General features: G+C 66.9%; 24 protein-coding genes and 1 pseudogene. 14 read left to right on the top strand and 11 right to left on the bottom strand.

From position 1 onward, the window contains the following. Positions 1-141: 141 nt before the first annotated feature. Positions 142-1,893: a gamma-glutamyltransferase gene (ggt, locus tag HWX31_RS03315; protein WP_174962350.1), complete on the top strand. Its 1,752-nt coding sequence runs from the start codon at positions 142-144 to the stop codon at positions 1,891-1,893. Between the two features lie 54 nt (positions 1,894-1,947). On the opposite strand, the gene HWX31_RS03320 is transcribed toward ggt, so the two are convergent. Both HWX31_RS03320 and HWX31_RS03325 read right to left on the bottom strand, forming a co-directional pair. Then, a complete protein-coding gene (locus tag HWX31_RS03320) occupies positions 1,948-2,334 on the bottom strand; it encodes a DUF3331 domain-containing protein (protein WP_174962352.1) in 387 nt (128 codons plus the stop codon). 44 nt (positions 2,335-2,378) lie between these two features. Continuing rightward, positions 2,379-3,680: an NAD(P)/FAD-dependent oxidoreductase gene (locus HWX31_RS03325; RefSeq protein ID WP_174962421.1), complete on the bottom strand. Its 1,302-nt coding sequence runs from the start codon at positions 3,678-3,680 to the stop codon at positions 2,379-2,381. A gap of 146 nt (positions 3,681-3,826) precedes the next feature. Here HWX31_RS03325 and HWX31_RS03330 point away from each other — a divergent pair, with 146 nt between their 5' ends. Both HWX31_RS03330 and HWX31_RS03335 read left to right on the top strand, forming a co-directional pair. Further along, positions 3,827-4,498, top strand: a complete 672-nt coding sequence (locus HWX31_RS03330; protein ID WP_174962423.1) for a TetR/AcrR family transcriptional regulator — start codon at positions 3,827-3,829, stop codon at positions 4,496-4,498. A 441-nt stretch (positions 4,499-4,939) separates the two neighbouring features. Then, positions 4,940-6,016, top strand: coding sequence for a DUF3466 family protein (locus HWX31_RS03335; RefSeq protein ID WP_174962354.1), 1,077 nt, complete (start codon positions 4,940-4,942; stop codon positions 6,014-6,016). A 52-nt stretch (positions 6,017-6,068) separates the two neighbouring features. Here the strand turns inward: HWX31_RS03335 and soxR are convergent, their stop codons facing one another. Further along, the gene (gene soxR / locus HWX31_RS03340) at positions 6,069-6,539 is read right to left on the bottom strand and encodes a redox-sensitive transcriptional activator SoxR (RefSeq protein ID WP_174962356.1); all 471 of its coding nucleotides are present in this window, start codon (positions 6,537-6,539) and stop codon (positions 6,069-6,071) included. Positions 6,540-6,618: 79 nt separating this feature from the next. Between soxR and HWX31_RS03345 the strand changes: the two genes are divergently transcribed. The 4 genes and pseudogenes from HWX31_RS03345 to HWX31_RS03360 all read left to right on the top strand — a co-directional run. Continuing rightward, positions 6,619-7,812: an efflux RND transporter periplasmic adaptor subunit gene (locus HWX31_RS03345; RefSeq protein ID WP_174962359.1), complete on the top strand. Its 1,194-nt coding sequence runs from the start codon at positions 6,619-6,621 to the stop codon at positions 7,810-7,812. 14 nt (positions 7,813-7,826) lie between these two features. After that, a complete protein-coding gene (locus HWX31_RS03350; RefSeq protein ID WP_174962361.1) occupies positions 7,827-11,000 on the top strand; it encodes an efflux RND transporter permease subunit in 3,174 nt (1,057 codons plus the stop codon). Next, complete coding sequence (locus tag HWX31_RS03355; RefSeq protein ID WP_174962363.1) at positions 10,997-12,457, top strand: efflux transporter outer membrane subunit; 1,461 nt, start codon at positions 10,997-10,999, stop codon at positions 12,455-12,457. Before HWX31_RS03350 ends, HWX31_RS03355 begins: the two co-directional genes overlap by 4 nt. Positions 12,458-12,475: 18 nt before the next feature. Beyond that, a pseudogene (locus tag HWX31_RS03360) lies at positions 12,476-12,589 on the top strand (cysteine hydrolase); the annotation flags it as partial. 3 nt (positions 12,590-12,592) lie between these two features. Here HWX31_RS03360 and HWX31_RS03365 read toward each other — a convergent pair. Beyond that, positions 12,593-13,072 carry a nuclear transport factor 2 family protein gene (locus HWX31_RS03365; RefSeq protein WP_174962365.1) on the bottom strand — a complete coding sequence of 160 codons (480 nt, stop codon included), beginning with the start codon at positions 13,070-13,072 and terminating at the stop codon, positions 12,593-12,595. A 273-nt stretch (positions 13,073-13,345) separates the two neighbouring features. Between HWX31_RS03365 and HWX31_RS03370 the strand changes: the two genes are divergently transcribed. Continuing rightward, positions 13,346-13,714 carry a winged helix-turn-helix transcriptional regulator gene (locus tag HWX31_RS03370; protein ID WP_174962367.1) on the top strand — a complete coding sequence of 123 codons (369 nt, stop codon included), beginning with the start codon at positions 13,346-13,348 and terminating at the stop codon, positions 13,712-13,714. Between the two features lie 140 nt (positions 13,715-13,854). On the opposite strand, the gene HWX31_RS03375 is transcribed toward HWX31_RS03370, so the two are convergent. Beyond that, positions 13,855-14,229 carry a YXWGXW repeat-containing protein gene (locus HWX31_RS03375; RefSeq protein ID WP_174962369.1) on the bottom strand — a complete coding sequence of 125 codons (375 nt, stop codon included), beginning with the start codon at positions 14,227-14,229 and terminating at the stop codon, positions 13,855-13,857. Positions 14,230-14,822: 593 nt separating this feature from the next. Between HWX31_RS03375 and HWX31_RS03380 the strand changes: the two genes are divergently transcribed. Continuing rightward, the gene (locus HWX31_RS03380; protein ID WP_174962371.1) at positions 14,823-15,914 is read left to right on the top strand and encodes a porin; all 1,092 of its coding nucleotides are present in this window, start codon (positions 14,823-14,825) and stop codon (positions 15,912-15,914) included. Between the two features lie 161 nt (positions 15,915-16,075). On the opposite strand, the gene HWX31_RS03385 is transcribed toward HWX31_RS03380, so the two are convergent. Next, a complete protein-coding gene (locus HWX31_RS03385; RefSeq protein WP_174962373.1) occupies positions 16,076-16,474 on the bottom strand; it encodes a GreA/GreB family elongation factor in 399 nt (132 codons plus the stop codon). Between the two features lie 514 nt (positions 16,475-16,988). Here HWX31_RS03385 and HWX31_RS03390 point away from each other — a divergent pair. Then, positions 16,989-17,315, top strand: a complete 327-nt coding sequence (locus HWX31_RS03390) for a DUF4148 domain-containing protein (RefSeq protein ID WP_174962375.1) — start codon at positions 16,989-16,991, stop codon at positions 17,313-17,315. A gap of 162 nt (positions 17,316-17,477) precedes the next feature. Here HWX31_RS03390 and HWX31_RS03395 read toward each other — a convergent pair whose 3' ends face one another. Then, positions 17,478-17,939 carry a CBS domain-containing protein gene (locus tag HWX31_RS03395; protein WP_059612594.1) on the bottom strand — a complete coding sequence of 154 codons (462 nt, stop codon included), beginning with the start codon at positions 17,937-17,939 and terminating at the stop codon, positions 17,478-17,480. Positions 17,940-18,115: 176 nt separating this feature from the next. Between HWX31_RS03395 and ribA the strand changes: the two genes are divergently transcribed. After that, on the top strand, positions 18,116-18,766 hold the full coding sequence (gene ribA / locus HWX31_RS03400) for a GTP cyclohydrolase II (RefSeq protein ID WP_059926616.1): 651 nt from the start codon (positions 18,116-18,118) through the stop codon (positions 18,764-18,766). Positions 18,767-19,031: 265 nt separating this feature from the next. Then, entirely contained in the window at positions 19,032-19,514 is a 483-nt protein-coding gene (locus HWX31_RS03405; protein ID WP_244143649.1) for a GNAT family N-acetyltransferase, read from the top strand. A gap of 25 nt (positions 19,515-19,539) precedes the next feature. Here the strand turns inward: HWX31_RS03405 and HWX31_RS03410 are convergent, their stop codons facing one another. Both HWX31_RS03410 and shc read right to left on the bottom strand, forming a co-directional pair. Continuing rightward, a complete protein-coding gene (locus HWX31_RS03410; RefSeq protein WP_174962379.1) occupies positions 19,540-19,929 on the bottom strand; it encodes a VOC family protein in 390 nt (129 codons plus the stop codon). Between the two features lie 106 nt (positions 19,930-20,035). After that, positions 20,036-22,072: a squalene--hopene cyclase gene (shc, locus tag HWX31_RS03415; protein ID WP_174962381.1), complete on the bottom strand. Its 2,037-nt coding sequence runs from the start codon at positions 22,070-22,072 to the stop codon at positions 20,036-20,038. 64 nt (positions 22,073-22,136) lie between these two features. On the opposite strand from shc, the gene HWX31_RS03420 reads away from it, so the two are divergent. Then, positions 22,137-22,832 carry a TetR/AcrR family transcriptional regulator gene (locus HWX31_RS03420; protein ID WP_174962383.1) on the top strand — a complete coding sequence of 232 codons (696 nt, stop codon included), beginning with the start codon at positions 22,137-22,139 and terminating at the stop codon, positions 22,830-22,832. Between the two features lie 75 nt (positions 22,833-22,907). Beyond that, complete coding sequence (locus HWX31_RS03425; protein WP_174962385.1) at positions 22,908-23,204, top strand: hypothetical protein; 297 nt, start codon at positions 22,908-22,910, stop codon at positions 23,202-23,204. 148 nt (positions 23,205-23,352) lie between these two features. Here HWX31_RS03425 and HWX31_RS03430 read toward each other — a convergent pair whose 3' ends face one another. Next, entirely contained in the window at positions 23,353-24,156 is an 804-nt protein-coding gene (locus HWX31_RS03430) for a hypothetical protein (protein ID WP_174962387.1), read from the bottom strand. Between the two features lie 47 nt (positions 24,157-24,203). After that, on the bottom strand, positions 24,204-24,812 hold the full coding sequence (locus HWX31_RS03435; RefSeq protein ID WP_174962389.1) for an acyl-homoserine-lactone synthase: 609 nt from the start codon (positions 24,810-24,812) through the stop codon (positions 24,204-24,206). Positions 24,813-24,915: the final 103 nt, after the last annotated feature.

Genomic DNA, 24,915 nt, shown 5'->3' on the forward strand with positions numbered 1-24,915 from the left:
TTTGCCGTCTATTTCGCTGACATTCGGTGATATCCCTAGGTTTTTGACGTGAAATCCTGCGTGCTATGATCGCGCCCTCATCGAAATGTATTGTTTATTACATTTCGGTCTGGCCCGGTAATTTGTCTGGAGGATTCCGTCATGAGGCGGCTCGTAGTACTCACCCTGTTGTCGGCATTGCACGTGTGCGCGTTCGCCGCTTCGGAACCCGCGGTCGAGGCGAAGAACGGCATGGTCGTCTCGTCGCAGCACCTCGCATCGCAAATCGGCGTCGACATCCTGAAGGAAGGCGGCAACGCGGTGGACGCCGCCGTGGCGGTCGGCTATGCGCAGGCGGTGACCAATCCGTGCTGCGGCAATATCGGCGGCGGCGGTTTCATGACCCTCCACCTGGCCGATGGCCGGGACCGGTTCATCAATTTCCGCGAGACCGCGCCGGCCGCGGCATCCGCGAACATGTATCTCGATGCGTCGGGCAATGTCCGCCCGGACGAAAGCCTGTACGGCTATCGCGCGGTCGGCGTGCCGGGCACGGTCGCCGGCCTCGATCTCGCGCTGCGCAAATACGGGAAGCTGACGCGCAAGCAGGTAATGGCGCCCGCGATCCGGCTCGCGCGCGACGGGTTCATCCTGACGCGGGCCGATACGGACATCCTCGACACGACGATCCAGCGTTTCAAGACGGATCCGGAAGCGGCCCGCATCTTCCTGCGCCCCGACGGCACGCCGCTGCAGCCGGGCGATCGCCTGGTGCAGAAGGATCTGGCCCGCACGCTGGAGCGAATCGCGGAGCAGGGGCCCGATGCGTTCTATCACGGCGAGATTCCGAAGATCGTCGAGGCGGCGTCGAAGCGCGCCGGCGGCCTGATCACGGCGAGCGATTTCGCGTCCTATCGCGCGGAAGACCTGGCGCCGCTGAAATGCACGTATCGCGGCTACGCGTTCGTGTCGGCGCCACCCCCGAGTTCGGGCGGCGTGACGATGTGCGAGACGCTGAACATCCTCGAGGGATATGACCTGCGCAAGCTGGGCTACCACTCGGCGGCGTCGATCCACTACATGACCGAAGCGATGCGGCATGCATACGAGGATCGCAACACGCTGCTCGGCGATCCGAACTTCATCGACAATCCGGCCGCGAAGCTGACGAGCAAGGAATACGCAGCGGAAATCCGCAAGCGCATCCACGCCGATACGGCGACGCCGTCGGTCGACGTGCAGCCCGGCGTCGGCGTGCACGAGAAGCCGGAGACCACGCACTATTCGATCATCGACCGAGACGGCAACGCGGTGTCGACGACTTATACGGTGAACGGCCGCTTCGGCGCCGTGGTCATTGCGCCGGGGACGGGCTTCTTCCTGAACGACGAGATGGACGACTTCACCGTGAAGGTCGGCGCGCAGAACCTGTTCGGCCTGGTGCAGGGCACCCGCAATTCGATCGCGCCGGGCAAGCGTCCGCTGTCGTCGATGGCGCCGACCATCGTGACGAAGGACGGCAAGGTGTTCATGGTGGTCGGTTCGCCGGGCGGCTCGCGCATCATCACGATCACGCTGCAGACGGTGCTGAACGTGATCGACTATGGGATGGCGCCGCAGGATGCGGTCGATGCGTCCCGCATCCACCATCAGTGGCTGCCCGACGAGGTCTATTACGAAACCTATGGCCTGTCGCCCGATACGCTCGCGATCCTGCGCAACATGGGCTACAAGATGGTCGAGCAGACGCCGTGGGGCGCGGCCGAGCTGATCCTGGTCGGCTTGCCCGGCACCGAAGCGGCGAGCCGGCAGAGTTCCGGAAACGACTCGTCGGTGTCCGGCAACGTCCGGGCCGGCTTCGTCTACGGCTCCAACGACCCGCGCCGCCCGGCCGGATCGGCGATCGGCTACTGAAAACGAAATGAGCGAGCCGGCCCGAGACGCCGATCGCGCAACCGCTGCCTGAATTCAAGCCGCCTCGGCGGCCCGGGCCGCATCGACGCATGCCGCCAGCACCATCGCGGCGGCGTTGCCCGGCGTCGATCCCAGCAGTTGCGGCGAATACACGCTGTCGCCGATCTCGATCGGCCGCCCCGATAGCGCACAGGTGCCGCGCCGCCGCGTCGTGAACAGCCGCCACTTCTGGTAGCCGTAATGCCCGGTGCACGCGTCGCGCCACGAAATCATCACGGTGTCGGGCGTCGGGCGTTCGAGCACGCTGATCGTCGGCCGGCTCGCCGCGTCCCACGACGGCAGCCGGTCGCGCGTGATGCTGCGTCGCCGGGGCATGCCCGGCATGTCGAAGCTGCCGATCGCGGCGACGGTCCTGAGCCAGGGCGCTGCACTGTCGTTCATGTCTGCTTTCCTCGAAACGTTACGCGATGCCGCGACGCGCCGCATCACGACAGGCGGATGCGCGGCTGCACGCAGCCGTTGATCCGTTCCGCGATCCACAGCAGCGTGGCCTTGGAGAAACCGTGCAGCGCCTGCTGGTGCCGCCGGTAAAGCATCAGGTGGTTGAACTGCGCGAAACGCCCCTGGATGAAGCCGCCGCGGAAGAAGCCGAATTGCCCGAGCGTGCCGAACGCGTCGTAGTCGCTGATCGACACGAGCGCGCCGAAATCGTGGAACGCGAAAGCAGGCATCGGCTTGCCGTCGAGCCATGCGGGCAGGTGCTTCGCAAGATGCTCGGCCTGCTGAGTCGCGACTTGCGCGGTGGGCGGCAGCGGCCGCTCGTGGCCGTCGGGCAGCAGGCTCGCGCAATCGCCGATCGCGAACACGCGCTCGTCGCCCGTCGCCTGCAGCGTGGGTCCGACGACGATCTGGTTCGCGCGGTTCGTGTCGAGGCCGCCCAGCGCCTGCATGAAATCGGGCGCCTTCACGCCGGCCGCCCAGACCATCAGGTCCGCTTCCGCGAACGAACCGTCGCCATAGTGGAAGCCGCGCGCGTCGGCCGAGCTCACGCGCGTCGACGTCAGCACATGAAAGCCGATCTGTTCGAGCCGCCGCTGCGCGGACGCGGAAATCCTCGGCGGAAACGCGGCCAGGATGCGCGGGCCGCTTTCGAGCAGCGTAAGCCGCAGCCGCTCGCGCACCGTCGTGTCGCCGTACGCTTGCGCGACTTCCAGCAGCCGGCTCAGTTCCGCCGCGAGTTCCACGCCCGTCGCGCCCGCGCCGACGATCGCGACGCGCAACGGCTCGTCGCGCGCGACGCTGCGGAACACGCGCATCCGCAACGCCTCGTTGAAGGTTTCCGCCTGCCGCTGGCTGTCGATGAAGTAGCAGTGCTCGCGCACGCCCGGCACGCCGAAATCGTTGGCCTGGCTGCCGAGCGCGAGGATCAGCACGTCGTATTCGAGTTCGCGTGCTTCGAGCACCCGCTCGCCGTCCTGCGAGCGGATCTCGCCGAGCTGCACGCGCCGCCGCGCGCGATCGAGCCCCTGGAGTTCGCCGGGCTGGTACGTGTAGCCATGCTCGCGGGCGTGGGCGAGGAAGATCACCTGCTGTTGCTGGACATCGCGCGTGCCGGCCGCGATCGTGTGCAGCATCGGCTTCCAGACGTGCGTCGGGCTGCGGTCGACGACCGTGACCTGCGCGCGGCCGGACTTGCCGAGCCGCTCGCCCAGGCGGGTTGCGAGCTGCAATCCGGCGATGCCGCCGCCGACAATGACGATACGCAAGGGTCTGGATACTGTGAGCATCATTAAATCATCGCGTGATGAATAATGTATGATCCTAGCGCCGCGCGGCTTGGCGTGTCAACCGGGGGGCGGAGACCGTCCGGTTCCGGGAATCGGGGCCGGCGGACGATCAGGACAATCGAATCGTGGAAGGGAGCAAGGACAACGTGGCTGGAGTCTCGGGGCGATCGCCGTCGAAGCGGCGCACGCGTGGACGGCCTTTGCCGGGCGCGTCCGTCGGACCGGACGTCATCTTGCGCGCGGCGCGCCGCACGTTCGCGAAGCGCGGCTACGACGCGACGAGCGTGCGGGAGATCGCGCGCGAACTGGAAGTGGATGCGGCGCTGATCGCACATCATTTCGGAACCAAGGAGACGCTCTGGAACGCGGTCGTCGAACAGATCTCGGAGCTGGTGGCGCCGTTGTTGGCCGAGGTGGGCGCGCTGAGAACGTCGTCGCTGTCGCCCCGGGCGCGCGTCGAGCGCGCGCTTGCGCTGGGCGTCGACCTGACCTTCGCCGAACCGGACATCGGCATGTTCTTCTCGACCGCGACGACGGAGCAGGGCGACCGGCTCAACCTGCTGCTGGAGAGGCTGGTGCGACCGTACCGCGCGGTGTTCATACCGCTGCTGGTCGATGCGGCAGATGCCGGCGAGATCAGGATGGCGGATCCCGACGTGACGTTCTTCATGATCGAGAACGCGATCAACATGACTGTGTCCTACAGTCACCTGGTGCGGGAATTCACAGCGCTGCCGTCACGACCCGAGCAATTCAAGGCAGCCGTGCTCGCGACGGCATTCGACCTGCTGGGGCACGGCGCGCCGGCGTCGCGATGACGGCCGGCGCAACCGGGCGGTCGCGACGCTCGCGGTGAACGGGGGCCGACGGCCGGGGTGAGGGCGCGGCGTCGGGCGTTTCTTCCGAGATACGTTTTTTGCGGCGGCGCGGCTTCGCCCGCGCGCCTGCGCACGCGTGCCCGGGCCGCACCGGCCGGGCGGGAGCAGGCCGCGTCGCACACGCCACCCGCGCGCCTGCCGCGATTCGCGATCGCGTTTCTCCGTTGCAACGACTCGTGCACAAACGTCGCGTGCGGCCGGAGGAAACCGCGGTCCGACGGCCGTGGAGCGATTCATGCGTGATGGTCGGGCTTCCCGCCCTGTCGGCCGGGAAGCGAGCCGGCCCGATGCCGAACGTCGGCTTGTCGCGTCGCACGTGCACGCGCATCCGGCGCATCGCGCCGCCGTCCCGTGTCAAGCATCCATCCGAAGGAGTGAACAATGCGATCCGCATGCAAGCCGCTCGTCAGGCGCGGCGGCGTTTTCCGCGCCATTGCGATTCTTGCGCTGTTGTCCGTCCGCGCGTTCCAGCCCGCCGACGCGCAAGGTTTGGCGATACACGACCTGGGTACGTTTCCCGGCGCAACCTACAGCTCGGCCACCGCGATCAACAACCGGGGCCAAGTGGTCGGCGAGGCGAACCTCTCCGGCGCCGGATTCTTCATCACGCACGCATTTCTCTATCAGCAAGGCGCGATGTCCGATCTCGGGACCATGCAAGGCGGCGACATCAGTTCGGCGTCGGGCATCAACGACCGCGGCCAGGTCGTGGGAAGCGGAGACGTCGGGCTGAGCACGCAGGGCCGCCAGCCTAGCCACGCGTTCCTGTACGACGGCGGCGTCATGGCGGATCTCGGCGTGCCGCCGGGTTTCTTTGCGACGGGCGCCGCCGGAGTGAATCAGCACGGCCACGGGCAAGTGGTGGGCGTGATGGTGAACGGGGCAAGAGGGGAGGGGCGCGCGTTCCTGTACGAAAACGGGACCTTCACCGACCTCGGCACGCTGCCGGGCGATCTCGACAGTACCGCCGCGGCGATCAACAACCAAGGACAGATAGCCGGTGCGGCCGGGTTCCTGATCCATCACATCGAGCCGCTGCATGCGTTTCTGTACGACAAGGGCGTGATGAAGGACCTCGGCACGCTTCCCGGCGGCCAGTTCAGCGAGGCCTACGGGATCAACGATCTCGGCCAGGTAGTCGGCGACGCAACCGCCGCGAACGGCTATTTTCACGCGTTCGTGTATCGGGACGGGACCATGACCGATCTCGGCACGCTTGCCGGCGGCCATACGAGCACGGCGTACGCGATCAACAACCATGGGCAGGTCGTGGGCACGTCGGACGCCGCGGACGGCCAGATCCACGCGTTCCTGTTCGAAAACGGCGTGATGACCGATCTCGGCAATCTGCCGGGCGGCAGAAGCAGCTCGGCGTTCGGGATCAACGAACTTGGCCAGGTCGTCGGCGAGGCGACGACGTCGAGCGGGCAGACGCACGCCGTGATGTGGACGCGATAGACGCCAAGCCGGCACGGGGGGATCCCGGTCGGCGACGGACGCCCGCCGGCAGTCACTCCGGCGGCGGATCCCCGAGCCACCGCCGCGCCCCGGGCCCGCGCCGGCCCGCGCGATCCTCGGGGTTCGTCAGCTTGCAGCGCTTCAGCGACAGGCAGCCGCAGCCGATGCACTCGTCGAGATTGATATAGAGCCGCTGCAATTCCTCGATCCGGTCGGCGACGCGCTTCTTCCATCCCCGCGACAGCCGCTGCCAGTCCTTGTTGGTCGGCAGCGTGTCGACCGGCAGGCTCACGAGCTGTTCGGCGATCTCGTCGAGCGAGTAGCCGATCTTCTGCGCGAACACGATGAACGCGATCAGGCGCAGCACCGAGCGCGAATACTGGCGATGGCTCGAGCCGCTGCGATGCGACTTGATGAGGCCGCGCGATTCGTAGAAGCGCAGCGTCGACGCCGGCACGCCGCTGCGGGCGGCCACTTCCCGGATCGACAGCAGCGGCCATTTCGGTTCTTCGGTAGTACCCATGACGTGCTCCTGGAAAACTTGACTTAAAGTTAACTTCAACTTTTAAGCTACGCGGCAGTTTAACGTACCGCGAGGCTCCATGCTCTCTCTTCCCGTTCACAGGACTGCGCCGCTGGGCGCCGCCTGCGCGCTGCTGCTTGCGTTGTCCGGCTGTCATGACGGCCGCGGCGACCCGCCGGCCCAGCCTCCCCCCGAAGTCGGCGTCGCGACCATCGCGCCGCGCACCGTGCGTCTTGCCGACGCGTTCAACGGCCGAGTCGAAGCGGTCGATGCGGTCGAGCTGCGGCCGCGCGTGAGCGGCTACCTGCAGCGCGTCGCCTACAAGGAGGGCGACCTCGTGCCGCAAGGCGCGGTGCTGTTCGTGATCGATCCGCGCCCGTACCGGATCGCGCTCGACCGGGCGCTCGCGCAGCGGCAGCGCGCCCGCGCGGCGGCCGGTCTCGCGCAGGTGCAGCTCAAGCGCGTGCAGACGCTGATCGATTCGCACGCGACGTCGCAGGAGGAACTCGACAACGCGCGCGCCGCCGACGCGCAGGCGCGTGCCGACCTGCAGGCGGCCGACGCCGCCGTCGCCGACGCGCAACTGAATTTCGGCTTCACCGAGGTGCGCGCGCCGATCGCCGGCCGCGTCGGCCGCGCGATGGCGACAGTCGGCAACCTCGCCCGCGCCGACGACACGCTGCTCACGACGGTCGTGTCGCAGGATCCCGTCTACGTGTACTTCGACTGCGACGAGCAGAGCTACCTGCGCTACAACGCGCGGCGCGCCGATCCGAAGCATCGCGCGATCGGCGCCGATCCGGTGCGCGTCGGGCTCGCGAACGAGACGGGCTATCCGCACGCGGGCACGGTCGACTTCCTCGACAACCGGCTCGACCCGGCGACCGGCACGATCCGCGCGCGCGTGCGGCTGGCCAACGCCGACCGCACGTTCACGCCGGGCCTCTATGCGCGCGTGCAGCTCGTCAGCGGCCGCGACGAAGACGCGCTGCTGGTCGACGACAAGGCGGTGCTGACCGACCAGGACCGCAAGTACGTCTACGTGATCGGCCCGGGCGACAAGGCGCTGCGCCGCGACGTGACGATCGGCCGCGTGCTGGACGGCGAGCGGATCGTCGAGAAGGGGCTGAAGGCGGGCGATCGCGTGATCGTCGACGGCGTGCAGCGGGTCTACTATCCGGGCGCGCCGGTGAAGCCGAAGACGCTGGCCGCGCGGCCCGTCGCCGGCATGCAGGCCGCGTCCGCCGAAGCCGCCGCGCCTGCGGCGCAGTAACGGGAGGCCGAAGCATGGATTTCTCCCGTTTCTTCATCGACCGGCCGATCTTCGCGGTCGTGCTGTCGATCGTCATCTTCGCGCTCGGGCTGATCGCCGTTCCGATGCTGCCCGCGGGCGAGTATCCGGAAGTCGTGCCGCCGAGCGTCGTGGTGCGTGCGACGTATCCGGGCGCGAACCCGAAGGCCATCGCCGAATCGGTTGCCGAGCCGCTCGAGGAGGCGATCAACGGCGTCGAAGGGATCATGTACATGAAGTCGGTGGCCGGCTCCGACGGCAGCCTGCAGGTGGTCGTCACGTTCGTGCCGGGCGTCGATCCGGACACGGCCGCGGTGCGCGTGCAGAACCGCGTGAGCCAGGCGCTGTCGCGCCTGCCCGACGAGGTGCGCCAGTACGGCGTGACGACGCAGAAGCAGTCGCCGACGCCGCTGATGTACGTGAGCCTCTATTCGCCCGACAACAGCCGCGATTCGCTGTACCTGCGCAACTACCTGACGCTGCACGTGAAGGACGAGCTGTCGCGGATCACCGGCATCGGCGACGTCGGCGTATACGGCTCCGGCGACTATGCGATGCGGATCTGGCTCGACCCGAACCGGCTCGCGTCGCGCGGGCTGACCGCGAGCGACGCGATCGCCGCGGTGCGCGAGCAGAACGTGCAGGTGTCGGCGGGCCAGCTCGGCGCGGAGCCGTCGCCGAAGGCGACCGATTTCCTCGTGTCGATCAACGTGCGCGGCCGGCTGCGCACGGTGCAGGAATTCGGCGACATCGTGCTGCGCAACGGCGACGACGGCCAGGTCGTCAAGCTGTCCGACGTCGCGCGGCTCGAACTGGGCGCCGGCGACTACACGCTGCGCTCGTTCTTCAACGACAGGCAGTCGGCGGTGGTCGGCGTGTTCCTGTCGCCGGGCGCGAATGCGCTCGACGTCGCGAAGGCGGTGTACGCGAAGCTCGACGAACTGTCGAAGCGCTTCCCTCCCGGCATCGCGTACCGGCCCGTGTGGGACCCGACGGTGTTCGTGCGCGAATCGATTCGCGCGGTCCAGCACACGCTGATCGAGGCGGTCGTGCTGGTGGTGTTCGTCGTGATCCTGTTCCTGCAGACGTGGCGTGCGTCGATCATTCCGCTCGTCGCGGTGCCGGTGTCGGTGGTCGGCACGTTCGCGTGGCTGCTGCTGCTCGGCTATTCGATCAACACGCTGACGCTGTTCGGGCTCGTGCTGGCGATCGGGATCGTCGTCGACGATGCGATCGTCGTCGTCGAGAACGTCGAACGCAACATCGCGCAGGGGCTGAGCCCGCGCGATGCTGCGCACCAGGCGATGAAGGAGGTGTCGGGCCCGATCGTCGCGATCGCGCTGGTGCTGTGCGCGGTGTTCGTGCCGATGGCGTTCCTGTCGGGCGTCACGGGCCAGTTCTACAAGCAGTTCGCGGTGACGATCGCGATCTCGACGGTGATCTCCGCGATCAACTCGCTGACGTTGTCGCCCGCGCTCGCCGCGAAGCTGCTGCGGCCGCACGGCGCGCCGCCGGACGCGCTCACGCGCGCGCTCGACCGCGCGTTCGGCTGGCTGTTCCGTCCGTTCAACCGCTTCTTCGAGCGCAGTTCGGACCGCTATCACGGCGTCGTCGGCCGCTCGCTGAAGCGGCGCGGCGCGGTGTTCGCGGTCTATGCGGCGCTGCTCGCGGCGACAGCGCTGCTGTTCAACGCGGTGCCGGGCGGCTTCATCCCGGTCCAGGACAAGCTGTACCTGTTCGCCGGCGCGAAGCTGCCCGAAGGCGCGTCGCTGTCGCGCACGAACGCGGTGGCGCAGGAGATGGCGCGGATCGCGCGCAGCACCGAAGGCGTCGAAATGGTGGCGGGCTTCGCGGGCCTGAACGCGCTGCAGGGCGTGAACACGCCGAACATCACGAACTCGTACGTCATCCTCAAGCCGTTCGACCAGCGCAGGCGCAGCGCCGCGCAGATCAATGCGGAGCTGGGCGCGCGGTTCGCGGCGATCAACGGCGGCATTGCATACGCGATGATGCCGCCGCCGATCCAGGGGCTCGGCAACGGGTCGGGCTATTCGCTGTACCTGGAGGATCGCGCGGGGCTCGGCTACGGTGCGCTGCAGAACGCGCTGACCGCGTTCCAGGCCGCCGTCGCGAAGACGCCGGGGATGCGCTATCCGGTCAGCTCGTACCAGGCGAACATCCCGCAGCTCGAAGTGAAGGTCGACCGGCTGAAGGCGAAGGCGCAGGGCGTCGCGCTGACCGACCTGTTCAGCACGCTGCAGGTCTATCTCGGCTCGATCTACGTGAACGACTTCAACCTGTTCGGCCGCGTCTATCGCGTGATGGCGCAGGCGGATGCCGGCCATCGGCAGGCCGCGGAGGACATCGCGAACCTGCGCACGCGCAACGCGAAGGGGGAGATGGTGCCGATCGGCTCGATGGTGACCGTCGAGCCGACCTACGGGCCGGACCCGGTGGTCCGCTACAACGGCTATCCGGCCGCGAACCTGATCGGCGACGCGGACCCGAAGGTGATGTCGTCCGCACAGGCGATCGCGAAGCTCGAGCAGATCGCGAAGGACGTGCTGCCGCCGGGCATCACGCTCGAATGGACCGACCTCAGCTACCAGCAGGTCACGCAGAGCAATGCGGCGATCGTCGTGTTCCCGCTCGCGGTGATGCTGGTGTTCCTCGTGCTCGCTTCGTTGTACGAAAGCTGGACGCTGCCGCTCGCGGTGATCCTGATCGTTCCGGTGTGCATGTGCGCGGCGCTGTTCGGCGTGTGGCTGTCGGGCGGCGACAACAACGTGTTCGTGCAGGTCGGTCTCGTCGTGCTGATGGGGCTGGCGTGCAAGAACGCGATCCTGATCGTCGAGTTCGCGCGCGAGCTGGAGATCCAGGGGCAGGGGATCGTCGAGGCCGCGCTCGAAGCGTGCCGGCTGCGGCTGCGCCCGATCGTGATGACGTCGGTCGCGTTCATCGCCGGCTCGGTGCCGCTGCTGATCGGCGGCGGCGCGGGCAGCGAAGTGCGCGCGGCCACCGGCGTCACCGTGTTCGCGGGAATGCTCGGCGTCACGCTGTTCGGGCTGTTCCTGACGCCGGTGTTCTACGTTGCGATCCGCAGGCTCGCGGGCGGCACGCCGGCCGTCTGGAGCGAACAGCATGGCACCCTCGAAGGAGAAAACCGATGAGCGCAGTGTTTCGTCTTTCCGCGCTCGCGACATCGCTGGCGCTGGCCGCGTGCGCGGTCGGTCCCGACTACGACCGGCCCGCGTCGGCGGTTTCCGCGCGGTTCGCGCGCGACGCATTGCCGGCGACGCAGCATGACGCGGCGCCGGCCGACACGTCTGCGGACGCGGACGCCGCATTCTGGCGCGGCTTCGGCGATCCCGCGCTGACCCGCCTGATCGACGCGGCGCTCGCGGCGAACCTGGACCTGCAACTCGCGGTGTCGCGCTACGACGCGTCGAACGCGCTGCTGCGCGAGACCCGCTTCGACCAGATTCCGACCGTCACCGCGAGCGGGCAGATCGGCCATCAGCTGGCGAGCAAGGACCAGGCGTTCGGCGCGCCGCGCGACCAGCGCGACAAGCCGACGTCGAGCGTCGGCATCAACGCCGCGTGGGAACTCGACCTGTTCGGCCGGGTGCGGCGCGCGGTCGAAGCGCAGCGCGCGGAAACGGCCGCGAGCGCGGCGGACGTCCGCGCGGTGCGGATCGCGATCGCGGGCGAGGTCGCGCGCGCCTACGTCGACCTGCGCGGCTCGCAGGAACGGCTGCGGATCGCGCGCGAGAACGCCGACAACCAGCGGCAGACGCTTGCGCTGATCGACGCGCGCGTCGGCGCCGGGCGCGGCTCGGAGCTGGACGCCGCGCGCGCCCGCGCGCAGGTCGAGTCGACGACGTCGCGGATCGCGGTCTACGAGGCGGCGATCGGTGTCGACGAGCACCGGCTCGCGGTGCTGACGGGCCAGCCGCCGGGCGCGCTGATCGGCCAGCTCGATGCCCCCGCGCCGCTGCCCGCGCTCGTCGCGGACATCGACCCAGGCACGCCGGGCGACCTGCTGCGCAGGCGTCCGGACGTCGCGGCGGCCGAGGCGTGCCTGCACGCGGCGACCGCGCGAGTCGGCGTCGCGACCGCGGACCTGTTCCCGCGCTTCACGCTGGCCGGCCTGCTCGGCAGCATGACGAGCAGCTACGGCTTCTTCCGCTCGGGCAGCGACACGAACCTGATCGCGCTCGGCGTCGACTGGTCGTTCCTCGATGTCGGCCGGGTGCGCGCGCGGCTCGCGGCGAGCAACGCGGATGCGGCCGGCCAGCTCGCGCAATACCGGCAGACGGTGCTCGGCGCGCTCGAGGAGACGGAGAACGCGCTGCTGCGCGTCGCGCGCACGCGCGACGAAACCGCGCATCTGGAGCGCGCGGCGACCGACAGCGCGCGCGCGGCGCAGCTCGCGCATGCGCGGTTCACCGCGGGGGCGATCGACTACTACGAGGTGCTCGACGCGGAGCGCACGCTGCTGCAGGCGCAGGACGCGGCGGCCGACGGCCGGATGCGCAGCGCGGACGCGACGGTCGCGCTGTACAAGGCGCTCGCGGGCGGCTGGCCGTCGGGCGCGGGGCCGGATGCGCCGATAGCGAGGCGGTGATGCGGGACGGGGGGGCCGGGCAACGTGGTGTCGCACGACGTACTGCATCGCGCGACGCTGGCCGCGCTCGACGATACCTTCGGCGATGTCCTGACGACGCAACAGGTGCTGAAGCTCGACCTGATCCGCTGACGGTCAGAACATCGTGTTCGCGTTCGCGGATGTTTCCGGCACCGGCTGGATCACGTCCCAGTGCTCGACGATCTTGCCGTCCGTCACGCGGAAAATGTCGATGACCGCTTGTCCGCGATCGCCCGGGTGCTCGGTCGAGTGGACGTGCAGATAGACGAGATCGCCGTCGGCCGCGCTGCGCACGATCCGTGCGCGCGATTGCGGACTGTCCTTGAAGGCGCCGGTGAAATACGAGACGAACGGCTGCTTGCCGTCCGGCACGTACGGATTGTGCTGCTTGTAGCCGTCCGCGACGACGGTCGCCGCTGCTGCGATGTCGTGCTGGTTGAAGAAGCGGTCGTAGAACGTCAGCACGAGCTGGCGGTTCGCTTCCTCGGCCGCCGGGTTGCGCAATGCCGGCGGATTGGCCAGCGCAGCCGTGGTGCCGGCCAGCAGGCCGATGGCGATGGCGAGGGAGCGAAGGGGCGAGCGGGACGAGGCCATGAGGGTGTTCCTTGTTTGTCTGCGAGGGCTGCCGTCGACCACGACGCCAAGGTCTCCTGATGAAGTCGTTGGCGTCATTGCCTGCAGCGGTTCGGATGCGGCGTGAGATGCGCCTCCGGGCGTTGTCGACATGCTTCGTAGAGCAGGCGAAACCGGCCGGATTCGAGTCGCCGGAATGGTACAGTGGCCGCACAACCGTCACAAGAAGTCAGCGCGGCGTGAACAGGTCACACCGCGCTGACCGCATTCATTCCAGTGAAAGACAATCAGGCATTGCCGACTTCCTCCGCCGACGATCCGGTCGCGTTCGACCAGCCGTGCCCGATCCGCGACGTGCTCGACCGGATCGGCGACCAGTGGAGCCTGCTCGTGCTCGAGGCGCTCGCCGACGGAACCTTGCGTTTCAATGAGCTCGGCCGTGCGATCGGCGACATTTCCAGGCAGATGCTGTCGCGCACGCTCAAGCGGCTGGAGCAGGACGGCTTCGTCAGCCGCACGCTGTTCGCCGAGGTGCCGCCGCGCGTCGAGTACGAGCTGACCGCGCTTGGTCGGTCGTTTCTCGTGCCCATGCGCACGCTGATCCAGTGGGCGGACGAGAACCATCGCGCGATCTGCGACGCACGCCGCCGCCACGCGCGTTAGCGAGACGGCGACGTGCGTGAGCGGCGATTCCGGGGGGAGTGACGTTCAGCATGCCGCGCCGGCCCGATCGACGTTGCTGTTTCGCGGTTCTTGCCTGCGGTGTGCCAGCGGGCAAGGCGACTTGAACTTGCGGCTTCCGGCTAGCGCCAATAGCCGTCGACGTACACCCATGTCGGCCCCTGCCGCCGCCAGTAGCCGGGAATCCAGCGATGACCGGGGCGTCGTGCGATCCAGCGGCCGGGTATCCATCTATATTGCCCGCCTTGCCAGCGCCAGTAGCCGTCTGTCCAGAGATAGCCGTGCGGCCGTGGCGGCGGCGGGCGACGGTCATGGCGCAACGGCGGCGGCGCGACGCCCGGGCGGTCGTCGTAGGGCGGGCCGCCGGGCACGCGGTGGGGGCCGGACGGCCGGTAGACGGGCGGAGCGGGCTGGGCGGAGGCGAGGCGAAGCCATGCGGCGCTGCCGGCAAAGGCGGCGGTCAGTCCGATGGCGCGCAACAACGAGCGTCGATTCATCACGTGTCCTGTTCTGCTGTCGGGTTCGTCGTACCTTAGCCTGCCTGCGCAACGCTCGGGTTACGCGCCCGGTCAAGGCTGTTACGGCATGTCACGGCCGCCGCGATCACCTGGATGACGCCGCGGTTCGTGCACAGGTGGAATCACCGGCGTTGCGGCTATTCGTCGGAAGTTTGCCGTCCGTGCGCCGGTTCCGGACGCCGGAAGCTCAATATTTGAGATTGAATCAGGTAAAAATTGCCGAATTTGTGTCATTTGTACGATTCCGCTTGTTGTTTCTATGCAACCGTCAAGACGGTGACACGGACGAATGTTGGGATGAATGCAACCAAAAATCCCCCGTCAAGACGCCAAAAAGAATCGTCAAAACAAATACTTATAACGCGGCCCTGTTTTCATTATTTCTATTTATGGAAAAGCTTATTTCTTTATTTGCGAATCGCTCCCCTAGGGTACACCCCTAAACTCACGGTTCCCAAACGGGCAACTATCCGGACGCAGCCAGCAGGACCGATGGCGTTTCCGGGCGGTTGCAGACCGTTTATGAACAAGGTCGCGAGACCTGCCTCTTTTTATAGAAGGGAGCTCCACGAATGAACAAGACTCTGATCGTTGCAGCAGCTGCAGCATCGTTCGCAACCGTCGCTCACGCGCAAAGCAGCGTCACGCTGTACGGCGTGCTGGACGCAGGCATCACCTACAAGAGCAACGTCGCAACCGCAAACGGCGGCAAGTCGCTGTTCTCGATGGGCAGCGGCGTTGACCAAAGCCGCTTCGGCCTGCGTGGTTCGGAAGACCTCGGTGGCGGCCTGAAGGCAATCTTCACGTTGGAAAGCGGCTTCAACATCGGCAACGGCAAGTTCTCGAACAACAACGGCATGTTCAACCGCCAAGCGTTCGTCGGCCTGTCGAGCCAGTACGGCACGGTCACGCTGGGCAAGCAGTATGACGCAGTTCAAGACTACCTGGCGCCGCTGACGGCAACGGGCACCTGGGGCGGCACGTACTTCGCGCACCGCGCCAACAATGACCGCCTGAGCACGAACGGTGACGTCGCGCTGAACAACACGGTCAAGTTCACGAGCGCGAACTACGCTGGCCTGCAGTTCGGCGGCACGTACTCGTTCTCGAACAACACGAACTTCGGCAACAACCGTGCGTACAGCGCCGGTGCAGCGTACCAGTTCCAAGGCCTGAAGCTGGGTGCAGCGTACTCGCAAGCGAACGTCGGCGACAACACGTCGGGCGCGACGACCAACCTGCTCCAAGGCCGTAACCGTACGTACGGTGTGGCGGCTGGCTACGCATTCGGCCCGGCACAAGTCGGTGCTGCATGGACGCAGTCGCGCATTGACAACCAGGCTAGCGCTGCTCCGACGCAACGCACCGATAACTACGAAGTCAGCGCAAAGTACAACCTGACGCCGGCTCTCGGCCTGGGCGCAGCTTACACGTACACGAACACGAAGGTTGAAGGTGGCAACTCGCACTGGAACCAGTTCGGCGTGCAGGCTGACTACGCACTGTCGAAGCGCACGGACGTGTACGCACAAGCTGTGTACCAGCGCGGCGCGAAGGGTAACAAGGTCGGCGCGTCGATCTACGACGGCGACAACACTGGCAACGCAGCAAGCTCGTCGATCAACCAAACCGCAGCAACGGTTGGTCTGCGTCACCGCTTCTAAGCGTGACAGCTGGGTAACCAGCTCTGAAAAAGGCGCCTTCGGGCGCCTTTTTTTTCGTCCGTTGACCCGGACAGAAAAAAGCGAGGCATCCAGTCAGGAAGCCTCGCTTTTTCCATTTTCGGCAGACGGCGCGGCCGCCGCCTTCCGCTCACAGGGTCGTGTCAACGCGTGTATTCGCCGTTGGCCTCCGGCTGGAACACGATTTCCGCGACCTTCATCAGCTTTTCCGTGCCGCTCGGCTGCATCACCTTCACCAGCTGGCCGCGCTGCGTGCCCAGCAGCGCCATGCCGACCGGCGAAAAGACGTTCAGGCGTCCTTGCTCGAGATTGGCGTGCTCCGGATAGACGATCGTCCAGGTCGTCTTCTCGTGGTTCGTCTCGTCGAGCAGCGTGATCTGCGAGTTCATCGTGACGACGTTCGCCTTGATGGCGTCGGGCTGGACGATATCGGCGCGTTCGAGCAATGCGTCAAGCATCGCCTGGAAGCGCGGGTTGTGTTCGGCATGTTTCTCGAGGCGAGCGACGTCGAGTTCGGTCAGCTGATAAAGGCGTTGTTTCATGGCAGTTCTCCAAATGATCGGCAGGGGCAGGCGGGGCTTGCCTACGTGGATCGCCCGGAGCCTGTCTGACTTGGCTCCGGGTGGAGACTGGCTGGTCAGATCAAGCGCCGGGCAGGGGCGAGCGGAGCCTGGGCCGCGCGTCGAGCGAGGGGATGCGCCGGATTGCCGGCGAACGCGCGCAGGCCGCCCGGATAGGACGGCGAAACAGCGGGAAGCAGGCGTGCGCGCATGGTGGGTGAGAATTCGTCAGTCGTATAAGACCTTACGATTGTACAACACCCCGGAAAGCCGGTGATCGAAGTGTCAGCGATTTGTCAGGGATTGTTGTCGAATTGGCGTAAGTGAGCGGGCGATGGCCCCCGAGAAGCGTCTGATTTTTTCCAAAAACGCAACGCAGTATGTTCAAACTAAGGGTTTCCCCTTGGTCGTTCGGCGACTAGACTGAACTCAATCGCTTCAGACAACCCTGCCGGAAGCGACGTGAAAAACAGAACATCCTCGGAGGTAAGTCATCATGAAGTCGATCATCTACGCAGCGATTGCCGCTTCCGTCCTTGCCACCCCGATCGCGTCGTTCGCGCAGTCGGAGCAGGGCTTGACCCGCGACCAGGTCAAGGCGGAACTCGTTCAGCTCGAACAGAACGGCTATAAGCCCCTGGCTTCCGATTCGCAGTATCCGGCCGACATCCAGGCCGCCGAGCAGCGGATCCAGCCGAGCCAGCCGATGCTCGCACACGCCGATACGAGCGGCTACGGCGCCGTGGCGACCGGCGCGGCGCAGTCGGGCCGCCCGATGCGGGAAGCGCCGAATCCTGTGAATTCGGTCTATTTCGGCGACTGAACCGACTATCCCGGGTCTGCCCGCACGCATCCAACACCGCCGAGCGACGCGCGCCTGACACGCGCGTCGCCCGCAAGCAGGAGCAGAACCTCCGTCGCCGCATTTCGGCGGCTTTCTCGCCCAGACGCTCGCGCGTTTGGGCCTTTTTTGCCGGGAGCGCCGTCAGACGGACGTGACGGCCGGGGTTCCGTGAATGTAGTGTTCGAGCTGGCTGATCGTGAACTGCTGGTCGGCAATCACGCTCTTGACGAGGTCGCCGATCGAGATGAGGCCGATCAGCTTGCCGTCGTCGAGGACAGGCAGGTGGCGCATCCGGTGCTCGGTCATCAGCGCCATGCATTCGTCGCTGGATTGCGAGGGTTCGACGTAGCGGACCTTCGCGGTCATGATCTCCTCGACGCGCGTGGCTTTCGACGAACGGTCCTGCAGCACGATCTTGCGCGCGTAGTCGCGCTCGGTGACGATGCCGGATATGTCGTCGCCATCCATGACCAGCAGCGCGCCGATGCCTTTCTCGGCCATCAGCTTGATGGCGTCGTAGACGAGGTCGGTTTTCCTGACGGTGTAGATGGTGCGGCCGGATTCCGGCTTGGCCTTGAGAATCTGCGCGACAGTCGTGCTCATACGCTTTCTCCGTGTGCGAGACAATGCAGGGAAGGCTGGGCGTGATGCGCGGCACCCGATTGGTCCAGTATAGACGGGTGCGCGGCAGCGGCGCGTGACAGATTGCAGATTAGCGGTAAACTGCCGTCACGTGCCATCCAGAAAATTCCTATATTCCTGATCGTTCGATTGATTTCATGATGTCTTCGCGTCCCCAACCGCCCACGCAGGGCAATGGCCGGGCCGACGAGTGCGTGACGCTCGTCGCAACCGCGTCGCTGCCCACGCGCTACGGCACGTTCACGTCGTATGCCTTCCGCGTCTCGGGTAGCGACGCCGAACACCTTGCGCTCGTCATGGGCGACGTTGCCGGCGAGCAGTCCGTGCTGACGCGGCTGCATTCCGAATGCCTGACCGGCGACGTGTTCGGCTCGTATCGCTGCGACTGCGGCGAGCAGCTCGATCTCGCGTTGCGCTATATCGCCGCGGAAGACCGCGGCGTGCTGCTGTACCTGCGCGGCCACGAAGGGCGCGGCATCGGCCTGAGCAACAAGATCCGCGCGTATGCGCTGCAGGAGCAGGGGCGGGATACCGTCGAGGCGAATCTCGACCTCGGCCTGCCCGACGACGCGCGCGAATACGATTCCGCCGCCGCGATCCTGCGCATCCTCGGCGTGACGTCGGTGCGCCTGATGAGCAACAATCCGAAGAAATTCGACACGCTCGTGAAACACGGCATCCCCGTGTGCGAGCGAGTCGCGCTGGCAGTGCCGGTGCGCGAGGAAAACGAGCGTTATATCCGCACCAAGCAGGCCAAGTTTGGCCATTACTTCGAGGAAAACGAGTGACGCGCATCGGCGCGTCGCCGTGGCCTGCATTTCGATGCGGAGTTTCGGATCGCCGCGGTACGCAATCGAAGCCGGTTCGTCCGGCTTTTTTCATGCGTCGTGCCGATGGTGATGCGCGGTGAGATGGTCGCGTGCGCAACGTTTTGCGGCGGCAGTGCTGTCGACGAAATAATCCGGGCAACGAATGAGCGCTTCACTGGAGATTGCGACGGAGCGCCTGACGCTGCGCCGGTGGCGGCCGGGTGATGCCGAGGCATTCGCGTCGATGCATGCCGATGCCGAGGTGACGGCGTGGCTTGCGCGCGGCCCCATGACGGTAGCCGACGCGCGCGCCGACATCGATCGGTTCGACGCGCATTTCGACGTGCACGGTTTTGGCCTGTGGGCGGTCGAGCGCAAGGTCGACCGCATGTTGATCGGCCTTTGCGGGCTGCATCACGAGAAGCGGGACGGTCATCCGCCGGCGCCTTGCGTGGAGATCGCATGGCGGCAAGCGCGTGCCGCGTGGGGGCACGGGTACATGAGCGAAGCGGCGTCGTGCGTACTGGCCGACGGGTTTCAGCGGATCGGGCTGGCGGATATCTTCGCGTGGACCGCGGATGCCAATCTTCGATCGCAACGCCTGATGCAGCGTATCGGCATGCAGCGGCAGCCCATGCTGGATTTCGATCATCCGGCGCTTGCGGACGGGCATCCGTTGCGCCGGCATGTCGTGTACGTCGCGCGGCCGCGTGCGGCTTCCCGCTGACGGATCTGCGTATCGATGCGTCGGCTCATCGAGGCCACGCGGCGTTTTGCAGGACGATCCGGTATCCGTCGAGGTCTTCGAACGTCTGGCCGGACACTTCCCAATACGGATTGAACGCTTTCACGCGGACGAACCCGTGCGCCGTCGCGCGGGCGCATGCGGCCTTCCAGATTTCGCTGTCAGGCAGATAGAAGACGATCAGGTCTTCCGGCGTCGGGGCCGGTGCGACGGGATGCGTTCGGCAGTGCGTGAACTCGAAGTGGTAGTCCATGCCTTCGCGCCCGAGCATCACGCCGTCGAAGCCGTCGTGGTCCTGAAACCTGGCGAGTACCGTGAGCCCGAACGCATCGCGATACATGCGCTCGGTTGCGGCGAGATGGCTGACGGGGCGGGCAATGCGCAGATGGGCTTGCATGAGCGGGGGATGACGCGGTCGGCGAAGCTGCAATGATAGGCCGCCGGCCGGCGCGCAGCACGCGCGGCATTCGCCGGATGCCGCGCGTGCCGAACGGGCCGCGCGGTTACGCGACAGCCGGATCGGCGATCGTTGCGGCCGCACCGGGACCCGGCGCGGATGGCGCGGCCTGCGCACCGGCGAGGCGCCGATAGCGCGCGAGCGCCCACAGCGGAAAGTACGCGGTGTAGCCGTGGTACTTGAGGTAGAAGATGCGCGGAAATCCCGGCGCGTTGTGCGAGCGATGCCACCAGAAGCCGTCGTCCTGCTGGACCGACAGCAGATAGGCGATGCCGCGGCGCACGGAATCGGACTGCCAGTCGCCGAACGCCATCTGCGCGAGCAGCGCCCACGCGGTGCAGTTCGACGTGCTCTCGCCGTAGTTGGTCGCGCGGAGCTGCGGGTTCGCGTAGCTGTCGTTCGTCTCGCCCCAGCCGCCGTCCGCATGCTGGTGCGCGCTCAACCAGTCGAGTGCGCGCGCGATGCAGGGCTGCGACTTGTCCTCGCCGGCGAGCGCGAGGCCGGCCAGCACGCTCCACGTACCGTACAGGTAGTTCGTGCCCCAGCGGCCCCACCAGCTTCCGTCGGGCTGCTGGGTGCGCTTCACGTACTCGACGGCGCGCGCGGCCGCCGCCCGGTCTGCGGGGCGCTTCGTGACGCCGAAGCACAGCAGCACGCGGCCCGATACATCCTCGGTCGGCGGATCGAGCAGCGCGCCGTGATCGGCGAACGGAATCGCGTTGAGATACAGGCGATCGCAATCGGCATCGAAGGCGCCGAAGCCGCCGTTGCGCGATTGCAGCCCGCGCATCCAGTCGAGCGCGCGCGTGACGCGTTCCGCGTAAGGATTCTTGCCCGATGTCCTTGCCTGCGCACGGCCCCGGCGGTCGAGCATCGCCGTGACGACCGCGCTGTCGTCGATATCGGGGTAGTACGGGTTCGCGTACTGAAACGCCCATCCGCCCGGCTGCGTGCCGGACTGCGCGTTTTCACGCCAGTCGCCTTCCAGGTCGTTCACCTGGCGCGTCGCCAGCCAGTCGTACGCGCGCGCAATGCGCGCGTCGAGGTCACGGTCGGAGGTCTGCGCGCCCGGCGCCGCTGGCGTCACGCCGCGGGCCTGTTCGAGCGCCATCGTGCTCCACGCGGTGTCCCACACCGGAGAGAGGCAGGGCTGGCAATACACGCTGCCGTCCGCACGCGTGACCAGCAGCTTCTCGAGTGCGTCTTCGCAGTCGCGCCGCAGCGGATGGTCTTCCGGGTAGCCGAGCACTTCCATCATCTGGTAGCTGTACACGATCGGCGGAAAGATGCCGCCGAGCCCGTCTTCGCCGTTCATCCGCTCCGCGCACCACGCTTCGGCGTGCCGGATCGCGCGTTGCCGCAGGCGGCGCGGCAGCAGCGGCTCGAGATGCCGGACCGTGCGGTCCAGCGCCAGAAAGAGCCGGCGCATGCCCTTGGCGGGCGGAAAGTAGTGGCGCTCCTCGTCGGGCGGCGTGACGAAGAGTTCGGCGATCGAGACGTTGCGCGGATTGCGCGCGCGCGCCCGGAGCGAACACAGCACGAGCAGCGGCACCATCGTCGTGCGCGCCCAGTAGGCGACCTTGTACATCGAGATCGGCACCCACTTCGGGAACAGCACGAACTCGATGGGCATGAACGGCGCCGCGCGCCACGGCACCTGACCGAACGTCGCGAGCAGGATGCGCGTGAACACGTTCGAGCGGGCCGCGCCGCCGAGCTTCAGGATGGCTTCCCGCGCGCGGATCATGTGCGGCGCGTGCTCGGAATCGCCCGCCGCCTTCAGCGCGAAATACGCCTTCACGCTGCATGAGATGTCCGGGGCGCCGTCGACGTACAGGTCCCATGCGCCGTGCGTTTCGACCCGCTGGATCGCGCGCAGGTAGCGCGCCATGTTTTCCTGGCGAACCTCATCGATCCTGTCCATGAAATGCATCATCAGGATGTATTCCGCGGTGATCGTCGCGTCGGATTCCAGTTCGAAACACCAGCTGCCGTCCGGCTGCTGGAGGCCTGAGAGGGCGTCGCGTCCGCGGAGGATGGCGGCGTCGAGCGAGGACGGGGAGATAGCGTGGTTCGGTTTCATGGCGCGGATAATACCATCCGGATGGAATGTTTTATCGGAGAGGGGGCGATGATAAGATCCGCGTATGAAAAAACACCCCGACACAGCGCCACGCGACGCGTCCATGCCGACCGGAGCGGCGAAGGCCGCCCGCGCGCAAGCGGCAGAACGAGCATCGACGCCTGCCGCCTCGGCCGCTTCCGGCGTGCGGCGCAAGAAGGCGCCGGAGCAGGTGCGCTCGCAGCTTCTCGCCGCCGCGTCGGACCTTGCCACCCGGCATGGCGTGCAGGCGCTCACGCTGGACGCGGTGGCCGAGCGCGCCGGCGTGACGAAGGGCGCGCTGCAATATCACTTCGCCAACAAGCAAGGGTTGCTCGACGCGCTCTTCGAGCAAACGGTCGCGCGGTTTTCCGGGCAGGTGGCGGAACGGATCGCCGCGGATCCGGAGCCGGCCGGCGCGGCCTCGCGCGCATATATGCGCACGATGCTCGACCAGAAGAATCCGGCGGCCAGCACGGATGTGCTGCGCGTCCTGGTTGCGTCGATGGTGAGTGAACCCGACGCGCGCGAACGCTGGTCAGCGCCGATCAGCGAATTGAGCCGCCCCGATCCGGTGCCGCTCGAGCAGGCCGCGACGCTGATGATCTGCAGGCTCGCTGCCGATGGCCTGTGGCTCTGGGATCTGCTGGGTTGCCAGCGCATGCCGGATCAACTGCGTGCGGAAATCGTCCGGCAACTGGAGCGCATGACCGTCGGCGCAGGTTCGGCGCCGACCCGATGACGGATGTTTGGCTCGTGTGCGCGCCGATGATGCGCTTGCCGCACGTTCGAACGAACCCCGTTGCCGGCAAACAATGTGAACGATCGTAAACCGGAGCTTCGGCGGCCCGTCGCAGGGCCATACCGTCAGTCTCGATGGGCGGCAGCGCTGGAAAGCCTGTTCGGGTTCGTCGCGAAGGGCACGGTGGCGCTGGCTGCGTTGATCGCCGTGGTGCTTGCGATCCTTTCCGGCGAGGGGCTCGACCTCGTCAGTCCGCCGACGACGAAAAAGGGATGGATGCGCTTGCTGCTCGTACTGGCGGCACTGATTGCGCTCGTCTTTGCCGTGCTTTACTTCATGGAGCCGGGCAGCGCGGATTTCGCCGGCAAGTAACGCGGTGCGCCGCGCGCAGGCAATAAAAAAGCCCGCTGCTTGAGCGGGCCGAAACCATGTTTGGAGACATGGAGGAGACAGACGTAAATTTAAGGGAAAACCCTAGCGCCGGCAACCGGCAATTGATCGCCTGTTGTATTCCTGCAACTCAAGAGGCCCGGTGCGCACGCATGTCCACGCCGCGCGCCCGATGGCTGCCGAGCCGTTCGTGGGCGATCGGCAGCGCGAACTTGTCGCGCATTTCCGTTTCGATCCACGCGCAGGCTTCGCGCGCGCAGTCGTTCAGTTCGTGCCGGGTCGCGTGCCCGTCGATGTCGTAGACGAAGCGCACGTCGACCTCGTCGTCGGCGAGCTGCCGCTCGAGCTGATTGAGCTGCAGTTGCGGCGTGTGCCGTTGCGCGAGCGCGCGAAGCTCGTCGAAGTGATACTCGAGCCAGTCCGCGAAGAACAGCGCGTCGGTGCGGCACGACAGGCGGAACGCCGCGCTGCGCGACAGGCGCGCGGTGCCGTCGGTGCCGGCGATCGGCGCGGGCGCCGGGCCGTGCCGATCGTCTTTCGAGCCGGCTGCGGCTGCGGTGTCGACGACGGGCGCGAGCGGGTGCCCGATGTGCCGGTAAGGCTCGCGGTCGCGCAGCGTGTGCCACAGCAGTTCGTCGCTGGCGGCGCACGACGGCTGCATCGTCAGGTCATGGTGGCCGTCGCCGGTCGCGGCGACGTCGCGAATCACGAGGCGCAGCGAGCAGAGCGGCTCGTTCCGGGCCAGCAGCGTGGCCGCGCGCGGCAGTCCGCAGACGAGCGGCGCAGGGCCCCCGGTGCGGAACACGAGCCCGTGGCGGTCGAGCCGCACGAGCGGCAGCGGCTCGGGAAACGACGGGTACGCGACGGCGATGCGCGCGCCGTCGGCGCGCGTCAACTCCGGCATCATCGAGCGAAAGACCGTTGAGTGGTCCACGTTGACTCTCCTTCGAATACGATTGCGCCCGAGCGGAATGGATGTGCTCAGGCGGCGATGGCTTGCCGGGCGCCGCTTCCCGGGACGATTCCAAGTGCTGCGAACGTTTGCGGATCGATATCGATCCAGCAGGCGACCACCATCCTGCCGTCGATCATCTTCGGCGGGCCGGCCCGGTGCGCATGCACGCCGATGCGGCGGAACAGGCGCTCCATGCTGGCGAACGTCACGCCGATCAGCTGCCGCGCGCCGAGCTGCGCCGCGCACTCGACGACCGCGGCCAGCATCGGACGCACCGCCCATGCGGCGGCTTCCGTCGAGCCGTCCTCGCCCGTCGCGGCAAAGCGCGACAGCTCCCACACCGCGGCCGACCGCGGCGGCGTCAGGTCTTCCGCGAGCAGATCGGCGAACAAGGTGTCCAGCAGGTAGGGGCTCGTCGTCGGCAGCAGGCGCGCGCAACCGCACATCTCGCCGTCGCCGTTCCGCGCGAACACGTAGACGGTATCGTCGCGGTCGAACTGGTCGTGCTCGTAGATTTCGTCCGCAGACGGGAGCGCCCATCCGAGCTGCTCGACGAATACACGGCGCCGGTAGCGGCCGATATCCGCTGCAAGTTCGTGTGGCAGCCGCCCTTCCTCGTGAACGAAGGTCTGCATGGGTGTCCTCGGGTCTTTGCTTGGAGTGCGTGCATTACAGCGCGCGTCCCGAGGGGGGGTAACTGGTAACTCTTACAGGGTGACGGGCGAAAAAAGCCGACCG

The sequence above is a fragment of the Burkholderia ubonensis genome, from assembly GCF_902833085.1.
Classification (GTDB): Bacteria; Pseudomonadota; Gammaproteobacteria; order Burkholderiales; family Burkholderiaceae; genus Burkholderia; species Burkholderia ubonensis.